Annotated in this window: 11 protein-coding genes; 6 read left to right on the forward strand and 5 right to left on the reverse strand. The window is 41.5% G+C overall.

Annotated features, from left to right (window positions below; all coding sequences use genetic code 11):
* Nucleotides 1–893 precede the first annotated feature (893 nt).
* From B4Z90_RS11930 to B4Z90_RS11945, 4 genes are all read left to right on the forward strand, one after another.
* Complete coding sequence (locus tag B4Z90_RS11930; RefSeq protein WP_286802282.1) at nucleotides 894–1277, forward strand: hypothetical protein; 384 nt, start codon at nucleotides 894–896, stop codon at nucleotides 1275–1277.
* Between the two features lie 146 nt (nucleotides 1278–1423).
* Nucleotides 1424–3550 (forward strand): TlpA family protein disulfide reductase, encoded by a 2127-nt coding sequence (locus tag B4Z90_RS11935; RefSeq protein ID WP_286802284.1) that lies wholly within the window; start codon nucleotides 1424–1426, stop codon nucleotides 3548–3550.
* Nucleotides 3551–3597: 47 nt separating this feature from the next.
* The gene (locus B4Z90_RS11940) at nucleotides 3598–6783 is read left to right on the forward strand and encodes a SusC/RagA family TonB-linked outer membrane protein (protein WP_286802286.1); all 3186 of its coding nucleotides are present in this window, start codon (nucleotides 3598–3600) and stop codon (nucleotides 6781–6783) included.
* Nucleotides 6784–6801: 18 nt separating this feature from the next.
* A complete protein-coding gene (locus B4Z90_RS11945; RefSeq protein ID WP_286802288.1) occupies nucleotides 6802–8178 on the forward strand; it encodes a RagB/SusD family nutrient uptake outer membrane protein in 1377 nt (458 codons plus the stop codon).
* Between the two features lie 146 nt (nucleotides 8179–8324).
* Here the strand turns inward: B4Z90_RS11945 and B4Z90_RS11950 are convergent, their stop codons facing one another.
* From B4Z90_RS11950 to B4Z90_RS11965, 4 genes are all read right to left on the reverse strand, one after another.
* A complete protein-coding gene (locus tag B4Z90_RS11950; RefSeq protein WP_286778416.1) occupies nucleotides 8325–8669 on the reverse strand; it encodes a hypothetical protein in 345 nt (114 codons plus the stop codon).
* Between the two features lie 26 nt (nucleotides 8670–8695).
* Nucleotides 8696–9439, reverse strand: a complete 744-nt coding sequence (locus tag B4Z90_RS11955) for a MauE/DoxX family redox-associated membrane protein (protein WP_286802291.1) — start codon at nucleotides 9437–9439, stop codon at nucleotides 8696–8698.
* A 385-nt stretch (nucleotides 9440–9824) separates the two neighbouring features.
* On the reverse strand, nucleotides 9825–10910 hold the full coding sequence (locus tag B4Z90_RS11960; protein WP_286802292.1) for a hypothetical protein: 1086 nt from the start codon (nucleotides 10908–10910) through the stop codon (nucleotides 9825–9827).
* Complete coding sequence (locus tag B4Z90_RS11965) at nucleotides 10907–11602, reverse strand: hypothetical protein (RefSeq protein WP_201639573.1); 696 nt, start codon at nucleotides 11600–11602, stop codon at nucleotides 10907–10909. The genes B4Z90_RS11960 and B4Z90_RS11965 overlap by 4 nt, the downstream gene beginning before the upstream one ends.
* Before the next feature lie 365 nt (nucleotides 11603–11967).
* On the opposite strand from B4Z90_RS11965, the gene B4Z90_RS11970 reads away from it, so the two are divergent.
* Both B4Z90_RS11970 and B4Z90_RS11975 read left to right on the forward strand, forming a co-directional pair.
* Nucleotides 11968–13023 (forward strand): hypothetical protein, encoded by a 1056-nt coding sequence (locus B4Z90_RS11970; RefSeq protein ID WP_286802294.1) that lies wholly within the window; start codon nucleotides 11968–11970, stop codon nucleotides 13021–13023.
* A gap of 10 nt (nucleotides 13024–13033) precedes the next feature.
* Nucleotides 13034–13342, forward strand: coding sequence for a hypothetical protein (locus tag B4Z90_RS11975; RefSeq protein WP_201639571.1), 309 nt, complete (start codon nucleotides 13034–13036; stop codon nucleotides 13340–13342).
* Here the strand turns inward: B4Z90_RS11975 and B4Z90_RS11980 are convergent.
* Nucleotides 13324–13947, reverse strand: a complete 624-nt coding sequence (locus tag B4Z90_RS11980) for an outer membrane beta-barrel protein (protein WP_286802296.1) — start codon at nucleotides 13945–13947, stop codon at nucleotides 13324–13326. The two genes, B4Z90_RS11975 and B4Z90_RS11980, sit on opposite strands and share 19 nt — an antisense overlap.
* Nucleotides 13948–13991: the final 44 nt, after the last annotated feature.

Below are 13991 nucleotides of genomic sequence, written 5' to 3' on the forward strand. Positions count from 1 at the left end.
GTTTAGCGATTTGAAAATCATGGCATTTTGCCTTGACTAACGATGTTCTTCTCGAACCCAAAAAAGAGCTAAATTTTTACCGAGAGAACCGTGTTGATCGCTCCGTGCACTGATATGCGATAAAAGTTTTATACTTTTGACATATGAGGTGGCATGTGAGCGGCTTCACGTCAACTTTGGTAGTCTTCTGAAAATCTCTTGTAGATTGTAAGAAGACGACAGGATTAGCTCTCCTGGGGTTCAAAGTGTGGGGCCGTTCCTTGCTTACCGATTAAGGTAGCGAGGTAACTTATCTCTTAGCTTAAGTTCATCGTTCATCATAACTAAATAAGAATTATGAGAACGACACCAGTTAAAATTCTAGCTCACCAGTGCCAGATCAAGGATCGACTCAGTCGGTGTTCCGCCAAACAGTATTTCAAAAATTTAATCCGAGCGCCGGATTAGACACAATTATAATACACAGTACGCAAAAGGAGAGGGGTCAATAAAAATAGCTTAGTATGGCTTATTCACACGAATAGCCAAATTCCCCTTAAGCGTATCTGCCACCGACCCTTACATCAATATATAATAGAGACTGAAAGGCAATGAAGATGGCTTGTACTAAATAATTGTTCGTACCATAAATTTAGGCAAACTTTTTAATGCTGGCAACTTTCTATCCAAATTATTGTCGTAACACAACAAAGGGTCGGTTCTTCCTATCATTGTGGATGTCCGTGACGAACATATATATAACCAGTAACAAAAAGAGTAAAACGGCATTCTGAGGTTTAGTTAATAAATTTTTTAACAGTGTGATGTATTGGGTCTTTTGACTCGATAAGAGATTTTTTTGATCCTTTTTTCAAATGGCCTTATACATTCACACGCCCTCAAAAGCCAAAAAAATGAAAGAGCTTTTAAAGAAACTGGTCGCCTTTGACCTGGCGATGTACGAGATCCATCATCTGGAGTATGATCCAGTAGCATGTATTAAAGATTTTTGGACTAGATACGATATGGACAGTTGTCGCAATCATCTAGTAGAATTGCTTACGATTTATTTCGATCGAGAAAGGGGAGTTAGTCCTACTATCAGTACGGCGGACGTACAAAACTTCTCCGTCGCATTATTCCGGATGCTAATGGCCTACTTTCTGATTCACTACAAAAAGATTAATCTGTCAGAGGTAGAAATTTCATTTCTTCGAAGCAACAGATTCATCGCTTGTGAACTCGAAAGTAGCAAGGAAATCTACGATTTTTTTTATCAGCTTTCTCAAAACCACTAACAAACTAAATTATGAATATCCTGAAATTTTTAGCCTTATTAAAGGGTTATATAACCTATATATTTCAAGTACCTGTGAAGCACTACTTAAGCACAGATATAGTACTAATTACGCAAAATTTGCGTAAGAAAATTAGACAAGGAAAAATGTACTTTAAAGATACTTCGATCCTGTTAAAAAAGCGCTGTAAGATTAGCGCTCAGAACCTAATAAAAAATGTAAATTCTTCGGGCAGCCTTCGGGTTTTGTTTGAGGATCGTTCGACACTGCGTCGTACCAGCGTCGCCTCTTCTTCGGGAAGGCTTCGACTGTTGTTCGACTGCGCTTCGGGTACGAGTCGAAGCGTACTCGAAGCCCTGCCGAAGCCGAGTCGAAACGCTCCCGAGCCTGTCTCGACCATGTCCCGAAGAAGTCTCGAAGCAGAGCCGAAGGCCAGTCGACGAGGGGGAAAGGCATCACCTTCTTCGGACTTTTGCCTGACCAACTTCGCTCCAGCTTCTGCCTTTCATGCAGTAGGACTTGAGTTTTCATCGGGATTTCATCGGGCCACACCGATCAAAACCCGATGCAGACTCGATGAAAATCCGATGAAATGTAAAAATTCGGCAGGAATTAATCTGGTAATGGTCGACTATAGCTTGGCACAAGAAACACACAAGCTTGACTATAGCGCGACCCTAGGTTCACCCTTGCTAAGCCCTTGTTATACACAAGGACAACTAAACGATTGCACAAGGCCCACACAACAAAAGCGAGCTTTCCAAAAGGTGGGAGATTTTAAATTGACGTATGGAGTAAAATCTGAACGATCTGTTTTAAGGTTCTTTAAGTCGATCTCTAAGGCTTTTGTGTTTCGAGTCAATACTTTGCTTGGATTACTAGGTCCAGTTGTTCAGCGGGCTTTAAAATGCTTTTTATTCGTCGCAGATTATAAGCGTGCCTATCGCATGATTTTGACATGCTTGTTTTTATGTTTAGTTTCTATGTTTAGTTTACCAGCTCAGACGCCCCGCAAGGACAGCGGGGCCGATGGGCTATCCAGTCTCGTTGCGCTAAAACCAGGCGATAAGATCCCGGATGCGGTATGGGACCAGCCGCTCGAACTGAACTATTTTAATGGGAAAAAGAAAACAATCAAGTTCGCTGATTTGAAAGGGAAACTGATCCTGTTGGATTTTTGGGCGACTTGGTGCCCCTCGTGTATTGAGGGATTTCCACATCTAGAAGATGTGTTGGCGATTAATAAAAATGAGATTGCCGTGCTGCTTGTCAATAGCACACAGACAAAGGATACACAAAAACGTGTACAAGATCTAAAGAAAAAATATCAAGCGGCATATGGCTTTCAGACTTCCCTTCCTTATCTATTTGGCGACACCATTTTCCAGCAATTATTTCCTCATAACGCGGTTCCACATGTCGTTTGGATAAATAAAGATGGTATTCTGGTTGCCAATACTTATCCCAATGCATTGTCAAAAGAAAATATAACAGCAGTGCTTCATACTGGAAATGCAGATTTCCATCAAAAAAAAATGAGGACCAATAAAGAAGTGGCTTTGATAACCAATGAAATGCTGAATAACGGATTTTATGCGGGTTCTGTTTTCCAGACTTATCAAGAAGGGTTAGATGCTAGTTCTGGAAATTATGCGTTCGACGGAAAACGGACCAGGTATCAGCTATTGAACCTCAGATTCTCTCAGCTCGTGGCCTTAGCATTTCAAAAAGAATTGAAAGGAATACCCTGGAGACATTGGCAGTTTGCTACAAGCAGCGGAGTAAACCCTAAACAGCGGCTCCTGACCCCAAATCGTTATGAAAATAGCTTCTGTTATGAAATGGTGGTGCTGGATTCTTTGCCTAAGAGCAGAGCGAAACAATTTTTTACGGAAGATTTTAAAAAGTTCTTTGGGATAAAACTATCAGTAGAAAACAAGCCAACGGATGTATGGCGCGTCAGTTTCAATTCAGCTGCCGAAAAGATCAGGAGCAAAGGTGGTATCCCAGAAGTTTTCCTAGGAGATTCGGAGACGGAAATGAAATTCCGCAATATTCCATTAGAATTGTTGGTGGATAACCTCAGCCTATATTTTCATCGTCCATTGGTAATTGGAGCTTCCAAAGAGGTACTTGTAGACATGACCATTCCTAAAGATTTTGAAGGCTGGGAAGAGGATACGCGAAAGGCATTTCTCCGGGCAATGGGTTTAGAGCTTAATTCTGCGCAGGAGACCATTGCCTGTGCATCATTTTCATTAACAGATAGATAGGAGGGTAGGGTATGTATATGAGAATGTTATGCATCCTAAGTGTTTGGATGTGTTGGCTTACGTCCTATAGTCAGGTAAAAGAAAGAAACATAGTTCGGGGAGTAATTGTATCAAGCGAAGACTTGCGCCCAATGCAGGGCGTCACTGTGCAAAATATGGTTACAAATATGCGTTTAAAAAGTGAAGCCGATGGAAGTTTCGGAATAAGGGGAGATTTGCGCGATACACTTCGGTTTTCGGCTATGGGTTATCAGGAATTAAGGGTATTGGTAAAGGATGTGTTGGCTAAAGGTAGGGTTTTGATGGCTGTAAAGGATAATTACTTGGAAGAGGTGCAGATCAATACGGGCTATCAGATTTTGAAACCGAATGAAACAACAGGTTCTGCCAGTGTGATTTCCAATGATATGCTGAACCAGCAAACTGGTACAAACATTTTAAACAGGCTCAATAATGTGGCCTCTGGGCTGAGATTTGAAAATCAGCCCAGTACTGTCAGTGATAGACAAAAGCTGAATTTTTCTGTTCGGGGTCTCAGTACCATAGATGGTAATCTTGATCCATTAATAGTATTGGATGGTTTTATTTATGAGGGCAATGTGGCTAATATAGATCCGAATAGCATCGAATCTGTTACCGTTTTGAAAGATGCGGCGGCAAGTTCGATATGGGGTGCAAGGGCAGGAAACGGGGTTGTGGTCATCACTTCTAAAAAAGGAGGTCAGGGTGCTGGCAAAATAATGAATACCACATTTAGCAGCACATTGATTACAAAAGCGAAGCCCAACCTTGATCAGGTGTATCAATTGTCCAATAAGGATTTTATCGATGCAGAGTCCATGTTGTTCAATAAAGGATTTTACGATTGGCTTGCGAATGGTTTTCAGTATATCTCGGTCACGCCGGCTATAGACATATTTGACAGGACAAAACGTGGATTGCTGACTCCTGCAGATTCAGCAGATCTGATCAATGAGCTTATGACAAAAGATGGGAGAAAATCATACCGTGACCTGTTTCTCGAATCGCCCTTTTCGCAACAGTATTCCTTAAATCTTTCGGGCGGTAGCAGACAGTATAATTATGGTTTTTCCGGAGGCTATACCCGAGAAATAGACGAGTATGCAGGACGGTTCCGAAAGTTGAATTTACAGCTTACAAATAGCTTCCAGCCTACAGAAAAACTGGACATTGCGATCAACCTTTTGTTTACAAACAGTATTTCTGAATCAGGAAAGCCGAAGTTTGAATCACTTCATTACAACGGTAAGCAGGTGCCTTACATGGATTTTTACAATAATGATGGCTCTCAACGCGCCTTTTATCCAGAATTTAGGGGTATTTATATGACCGAAAATTATGGCACACCTTACTTAGACTGGGGGTATTATCCATTGACTGATTATAAGCAGGCTGTTTCAACGACAAGATTGAATGAGTGGTATTCAACCATAAGTGGAAAATATAAAATTTTACCTTTTCTAGATGTAAGTGTCGGGTTCCAATATCAGATTCAACAAACCGATCTGCAAGGACTATATAATGAAGAAAGCTATTATGCCCGAAAGAACATCAATCAATTTATGGAGGTTTCAAATGGGGGAAGTAGCATTACGTATCATATTCCCAGAGGTGGGATCAAGAGCAAAGACTTCTCCTCAGGACGGTCTTACACCGCAAGAACGCAGTTAAATATGAATAAGTCATGGGGCCTGCACCGGTTGATCGGCATGGCTGGTGGAGAAATTCGCGAAACAGCAAGCAAGGGTGAAAATTATTGGGTATATGGTTATAAAGAGAAGCCCTTACAGGCAGTTCCGGTAGACTTTACGACATATTTCACTATAGCGCCTTCAATGGTGCCAATGGGTATTACGGGAAGTCCATCTTTCACTGATCGCGTGAACAGGTTTGTATCACTCTATTCAAATTGGAGTTATATTTTTAAGGATCGATATGCCTGGTCGGGAAGCTTTCGAAAAGATGGAGGCAATATATTCGGAGCAAAAACCAACGATAAATGGTCTCCGCTATGGTCTACAGGTCTTTCTTGGGATATCGGGAAGGAATCGTTTATTGCCCTTAAGGATGTAGATCGATTAAAGTTAAGGGCTACCTATGGTTATAGCGGGAATGTTGACCTGCGTAAAACGCCGCAGCCTATCGCCAGTGTAACTGCAGGTACTTATACAAGATTACCTGCACTGACGATCTCAAAATTGAATGATCCATCTTTGAGATGGGAGAAAGTGTCCACATTCAACCTGGGACTGGATTTCTCTCTGTTTAAAGGTCGTCTATCTGGTACGGTGGATCATTACATTAAAACAGGAAAAGATCTGTATGGGCTCACTGATTTTGATTATACCGCTTGGGGTAAATCCAATACAGTAACCAAAAATGTTGCATCCATGAGAGGAAAAGGCTGGGATATCACACTTTCAACGAATAATCTGGATAAAGCGGTGAAATGGAATTCCAGGCTGCTTTTGAATTTGAATAAGAACAGGACTACGGCATATTATAGGGCTTTGAACGGTGGCGTGTCATCTTTTTTGGGCGATGGAAATACCATCACGCCAATACCGGGGATGCCATTGAATGCACTCTCAGCCTTTAAATGGATGGGGCTCGATAGTGAGGGAAATCCACAGGGTATCCTCCGTGGTGAAGTCAGTAAAGATTATATCGGTATCAACAACGCTGCATTTAACGACGGACTGGAAGGCGGCAGCATCGTTTTTTATGGTTCTGCCAAGCCGCAGGTTTATGGATCACTTATAAATACTTTCGGATGGAAATCTTGGACGCTTTCGCTAAATGTGAGCTATAAAGGAGACTATTATTTTAGAAAACCTGCAACTTCCTATTATAACCTTTTCAACCGAGGGACTGCTTTTCCAGATTTTGAGATGCGCTGGCAGCAAGCAGGGGATGAATTGAAGACTTCAGTGCCTTCGGTGCAATATCCATTGGAAGATTTTAGGGACGCGCTATATGTGCAATCTGAAGTAAATGTATTGAAAGCTGATCATTTGAGGTTAGAGTATATAAACATTTCATGGGATAAAACCCTGAGGCTTCAACAGCGCGATTTACGTGTGAAATTTTATGGAAATGTAAGCAATCTGGGCTTACTATGGACTGCGAATAAACAAAATATTGATCCTGAATTTCCTTATCGGATTTCGCCCCCAACGACCTTATCTTTTGGATGCCAGTTAAATTATTGATCATAAATGAATCTTGAAATGAAAAAGACGAAAAAACACTTTTGCTTTCTTACGATCTATCTCGCATTATTCGTAACATTCCATACATCCTGCAACAAGTATTTGGATATACAATCAAACAAAAATCAGGTAGTACCAGAGGATCTGACAGATCTTCAGCAGATACTGGATGGTTCGCAAAACATTAATTTTAATTTTTGTTCCATAGGTGAGGTTTCGGCTGACAATTACTTTTTGAAGCAAAAGGTATTTGATGGCCTGAATGAAGTGGGTAGAAAATTTTATACCTGGGAAAACCCCGTTTATAATTTTAATAATGATTGGGCAAAAGCCTATATCACTGTCTATAACTGCAATTTAGTGTTAGATAAAATGAAAGAAATTAAGAGAGCGGAGGCAAATAAAAATGATTGGGATAATGTAAAGGGCAGTGCCCTTTACTATCGTGCCAGCCAATATCTTAGTTTGGTGTGGACCTATAGTAAAGCATATCAAGACGATACATCTGCGAAGGATTTGGGTATTGTACTGCGCAGTACCTCAGATTTTAATGTAAAGTCTGAAAGAGCAACTGTTTTAAAGACTTATCGTGTTATAGTGGATGATCTTTTAGCTGCTGCCGACATACTGCCTGATAAAGCAATTCACGTCATGAGACCATCAAAAATAGCAGCATATGCGGGATTGGCGAGAGCTTACCACTCGATGGCGAAATACGATTCAGCTTACTATTATGCGGACAAGGTCTTATCGGTAAATAAAGAGCTGATGGATTATAACAACGCGGCTGAAGTAAAAATTTTAGCTTCATATCCTTTTACAAGATTTAACAAGGAAACACTCGGATATTTTGAACTTGTGACCATTAATGCACAAATAGGAGTTAATAACGCTAATATTGATTCAACTCTATACCAGTCTTATCATGTTAATGACCTAAGAAAGCAGGCCTTTTTTAAAATGAATGCAGATGGTTATGTTTCGTTTAAAGGCAGTTACGCGGGCAGTGCAAATCTATTTGGTGGGCCTGCTGTTGATGAAATGTTTTTAATCCGTGCGGAATGCGCTGTAAGAAAAGGAAGCATTCGGGAAGGAATGGATGATATGGATTATCTATTATCCCGGCGTTATAAAATAGGAAGTTATATACCGGCTTATTTTGAGGTTCAGGATGAAGCACTTGATTTTGTTCTTCAGGAAAGACGGAAAGAGCTGCTCTTTAGAGGTTTGAGGTGGATGGACCTGAAACGTTTAAACGAAGAGGGACGGGAAATTCAGCTCAAAAGAAACGTGAACGGGAAAGAATATATGCTCAAACCCAGAGATAATAAATATGCACTACCATTGCCTGAAGATGTGATTATGGCGACTGGAATGCTTCAAAATCCTATTTAAGAAAAATCTTTATAATAGTCTTTTTTTGAATTATATACCTTAAACGAGAGACCAGCATTATTTGAAACTGGTCTCTTGTTACAGGACAGCCAATAGATTAATTGGAAACGAAAATCTTCAAACAAATCTTTGGCGAGTACTAAAAATTAGCTTCTGTTGTGAATGTTAATTTCAGTTTCACTATCTCCACCACTTCGTTCAGGGATAAAACCCGAACCAGTAGAGATTTCCGCTAACTCAATTTGACCGGGATCTAGTTCCCCTGCCGAATTTAGGTCTGAGGTCTCCACTTGCATAGAACAGGCTTTATTGTCGCCTGAACAGGATTGACCATTTGGTGTCGTTGTCCAATTCGACTCGTTTGAAACTTCTCCGCTCAATAGCGGGTTTCCCTTGAAATAAACAGTTACAGGAGCTAAACTTTTTCCTGTATAAACTTCAGCACCTTTAAATGCTGAGAATCCGATAATCATGGCTCCGCCTAATATCATGTAGCCATAATTGTTTAAAAATTTGGTTAGCATAATGCTACCCTCCTTTCTGTACTGCAAGCCAATAATTGAAGAGTAAAGTTTTTGGCCTGCAAACTTTTGGTAAATAATTGTTGTCGGTACGGTTCTGTGTACCGATCGTATCTGTATGCCAGGCTGCCTACTATAGGCCTACTGACGGTGTCATATACTGGAGCATGGTCTATGCTGTCTGGCATAAACCAGATTTCATGTGTTGGTTTAATTGCTGCTTTTTGATAGCTTAGAATTCCTGTTGCTAGAAAACCCACTAGAAATAGGGCGACAGCGTTCTTGTTACTTAAGTTGCTTTGCTCGTGTAGCAAGACCTTACGGTTGAGTACTAATCCTGCTAGCGATAGACCAAGAATAACGAGATTAAAGATCAGATGCGCTGTCCAGGAGATATGACTGAGAAAGCTGGTACACATACACGGTTTCTTGTCATACACATCGAGGACGCCAAGGGCAATATAAATCGAAAATAAGGTGATCATGATAGTCGATGCTATCCAGCCCCAATGCTGTAAACGGCGTGCAGGCAACCCAAGCAAAGCTCCGATGCTAATTTCCAGCAGCGGAAGCAGCCAAAAAAGTATTGGCGCAAGGATGCTAATGACCGGTTGTTGCTGTAGTGCAATATGAAATGCACTGAGCTGCCAGAGTTTTTCAATACCCACATAAACCCAAAAGAGGATCATCGCCGCCCGGAGGATTTTGTAAATTGTTGTATTGGTTTTGTTCGCTTCCATAGCTTTAATTATTTGTACAGTGGTACTTATTATTTTTCTCCGCTGTTTTTTTCGTTTCAAAAACAGGGCGCCATACCTGTGCGCCCTGCTCGGGTACAGCGGCCTGATTCAGCGTCAACTTCTACCTTTCGTACGCTTCAAAACAAAGATAGATCGGATAACAGCCGACCGTAGGGGCAGCAGGTAGGGCTTGTGGAGCCCACGGATGCTGTTTAAAATAGCTATATAGAAGGGGAAGGGGTATTGGAAACGAAACGGTCGCTATGGGCATGGCGTAGCAAAATACCTACAGAAATGATTTCAAACAAGATTTAAATCCTGGTCAATCCTATTTGCGCAGGGGTAACGGGGGAATACCCCTGCTTTTTAAAATTTGGATGGATTTTTACCCATTTAATTCGGGGAACTTTTCGTGCAATTCATTCAGCATCGTCTTCAATACTTTGCGTAGGTGTACAGCAGCGGGAAATTCGCTGCCTCTGTCCATCTTTGTGAGGCTGTGTATCGAAAGCAGTATGCCTTCCTTGGTTTTAACAAGTTTTGAAAATTCTTCCGCAGCTTCCTTTTTCTCGGACGAGCGCATGACTTTGGCCTTCACACATAAATGTAGCCAGAGTTTGAGCTCCTTGCCATTCAGATTGCTATGGATAAACCGATAGGGAACAGCACTGGATGACTTATCATCTGCCGATTCCGTTTCAATATACTGGCACATCAGCATGAGCAGTGTGCTGCGGTTGGGATCATAGGCAAAGCCCGGGATGGCGGAGAAATGCTGCGGATAACGCAATAGATTGTCGGTAGCGGCCGGGTCAGCTTCGTAGAACTCCTTCCAGCGATTTAAAAAGCCGATATGGTTAAAATTAAAATTGATCATCAAGATCAAAAAGCGGGAAGGCCAGTTTTTATGCTGACGTTCATCCTGGGCCAGTTGCCTGAGTGCTTCAATCAGCTGAACAAGGTATTGCTGATGATGATATTGCAGGTAGGGTATTTTGCCCCGCTGGAAAAGGCTTTCAATGGCGGAATGCACTTCATCCAGATAGGCTTGAGGAATCTGTTTAAGCCTTAACCTCTCTAAACTGTCTTCGAGGTGAAGATCTAGATAGTGCCTGATACGTTTTTCATGATGCTGCGGTAGCGGTGTCAGGGGATTGATATCTTTCTTAAATAAAAATTCTACACTTTCCAGTATTTCCTCCAGACGATGGAGCGCATTAAGTTCCTCGGAAATGGACAGATCGCAGCAGGTGTATAACACTTCATGCAGGCGAAGCAACTGCGTATGGTAGAGCTGTACGCCTCGGATCGCCTGATCGGCATGGGTATATTGCCGATGGATAGCCAGGGCATCGTTCAAATGTTCGGTACAGGCAGAAGCTATCGCTTCCAGTTGTTTGGTGCGGCTGGAAGGGCTAATATGGGAAAAAGTCTCTATTAAAAGCATCAGGGGATATAAACTTGTGATCATTTGTACCTCCTTTTCATTTCTTTGTGATACCATGGCCAGCCATACACACCCGGATGCAGCGTCATGTTCAGCTTACCGCCCTCTTTGGCCTGCTCAAAAGTCTTTGGATGTACCTCGACCGGAAATTGGTATTTCTCATCTTCATACGTAAATGACACCAATAATTCATGTATATCGCAGCAGACTGGGCATTTCTGGATGACTTTAGCTTGGATATAGATAGCTTTGGGGCTATCGACCTTTTGGCAATTATTCATAATGAGGTTCATGCGGATATACCAGGTACAGGCTAGGAGCATCAGTGGAAATTGAATGGCGTACAGCGTAATCAGGTTGGCACGTTTCAAGAAAATTAAATGGGCTACCGCACAGCTGCCAAGAGCAATAGGTAAGGCGTGTTTAAATGCTGGCTTTAACGGCTGCGAACTGAGCAGCAGTTCATAGGGTAAGCGGTCATACACCGCTATGCTGCAGATCTGAATGCAAATAAAAAATAGAGCAAAAAGCTGGAGCACCACATGGTGGCTGCGGATTTCCAAAAAAGGGATCAGCAGGACTAGGACACCGATACTATAAACCTTTAGGTAAAATGCCGACGCTAAAAAGGATCCATATACAGTCACTACGATCGCGATAAAAATCAGGATGTGATTTCGACTGATCCGTCTGAAAAGATGCATGGGAGGTCTCATACGCAGGGCTGTTAAATCATTGATTTGATATCAAGTTAAAATTACCTATAACGCATGCTATTTGATATGAATAATATCTTTATTTCAATAAGCGTATGTTTTTCGCATCGAACTCCCTTTTTCTGTAACGAAGCATCCATTTTATACAATAAAGAAGTTGTTTATAAGCTAATAAGGTGTGTTTCTGCGCATTTGAAAGGACACAAAAGGGTGGTTTACCGATCTGATGGTACTGTTTAAAAGAAATAATGGCTAAATTTAGTATACAGAAATTTTTTTAATAGGAGATTTTTGGAAAGCATTAGCCTCGCCTGCATTTATCTATCGATCAGTTCAAGGTTAATCGTTGAAATTAACAGTACATTATGGAAAGTAACCAAAAGGTCAAGTATGCTAACGATACGGAGATGCACGTACATTATCCAGATTTCATCTGGGTGTGGATCGCTTCGTTTCTTTTTGGCGGCATCTGTTGGTATATTGGAGCGGTAACAGCGCTGTCAGGCTGGTTTGATAGCAAGCCACTGATCATAAGTTATCTATTTAATGTAGTTATCGCTGCATTGACACTCTTTTATATAAGATGGGGGATTAAGCTGTTGGATAAAAAGAAAAGCTGGCGAATGCATATGAGCGATCGTATCGGAACGCAGTTCTTTTTCTGTGTACTACTACCGACCGTATTTCTTTTTGGTATTATCAAACCTGTCTTTCCTCCAAAAAGTGAATGGATATGGCTGCCTTTATTGGTCATATTTCTCTGTATCCTGCTTTTTAACATGATTTATGCCACTTTTTTTTATTGGAGTTTTAATCAGAAAAGGGAATTGTACGTCATCAAGCTGGAACGGACTTTAGAAAGGCAGAACAACGTAGCAGTCAACGCGGATGCGCAAATTGACGCACAATCTTTTGATTTGTATGATACTATAGATCCGGCAGCGCCCGATGAGACCGTTAAGGAAACGGATGCTGTGGAGGAAATTGATCTGACGCTGCTCAAATCGATAAATCCGGCAGAGGAGGAGTTTGTGATCAACAACAAATACCTTACAAAAAAGATTATGTACACGGAGCTGGGTATATTTCTATTTGAGAAGACCAATAATACGCCTATCGTTAAGCTATATCTAAAAGAAGATATGGAAGATAGTAAAGGCTGCGAGCAGCGTAGCCTGAACGAAATTGTGCGCGATACCCACGGCTTTGTGCAGAAAATAGACCGGCATCACGCGATTCCATTGGACATGATCAAGGCCTGCTATCAAATGAAGGGCGGGCGGCTTCGCATCATTTTGCATGTACCTTTTGGAGATATCGACAGTTTTGTGGTTTCGTCGACTATTTCCCGCAGGATAAAAGATTGGGTCATGCTGCAGGTACCTATTGAAAAAGAGAATACAATAAATAATAACCTTTAATAGATTGATTATGGAAAGCATGAAAAGCAACACTTGGAAATGCCGGGCCACAGGAAAGGTAGCATTTCCATCCCGGTTCGATGCCCAATATGCGATGTTCCGGTTCAAATTACGCTCGCGTGTCAAAAATGTCACCAATGGTAAACGCATCAAACACCGCATGGGTAAACCGGCTTGCTGCAGAGCCTACTATTGCAGGCTCTGTGAAGGGTACCATATCACCAAATGGAAAAGGGATGATTTTGAGCGTTATAAAAAAACGGTCATGACCTGGCATGTTTCGTCCAGCATAAGCGATTATTATTTGACAATCCTATAATTCACGCCAATACCAATTCCTAAAACCTGCACACGATCATAGTTTCTCTCGGAATGGAAAGGAATGAGCGAGTACATTTTGTAGTGTGGGGACAGCGTAACAGCAAACTGTTGGGATAATGGAACCTTTGCGCCTAGTCCAACATGGAAACCTAAGCCATGCTGTTTGTCTACATAACTATTTGCGTTCTGCTGGAAGTGTAACATCGGTCCCGCATTTGCGTAGAGATATTTCAAAAATTTTACCCTGGCATCTAAAGGGAATTCCCAAATAGAAAGTTCCGAGGAATATTGCATCTGCTCCACCGATGGATCGACTATTGCCGATGTTGTCGTGATGTTCTGGTGGGAATAGCCCACACCTGCACCAAACGACCATGTTTCATTATAGAGATAGCTTACGCGGAGCAATCCAGCGATATAATTCTTACTGTCGTCGCTACCGGCTCCCATAAGGCTTTTCCGAGGTCCAATAGTACTCTCAGCTAGGGGAGTAATAGAAAGTTCGATGTCATAACTGCCACTATTGTTTTGCTGCGCATAGAGGGCGGTTGCTGATAAAGTTAAAACGGAAAGAAATATCCTGGAAAGTAATTTTTTAAGCATATGAATGTATGATGATAGATTTTATAATTGTTTTCTCTTTTTAA

The organism is Sphingobacterium sp. UBA5639, assembly GCF_002421245.1.
Lineage (GTDB): Bacteria > Bacteroidota > Bacteroidia > Sphingobacteriales > Sphingobacteriaceae > Sphingobacterium > Sphingobacterium multivorum.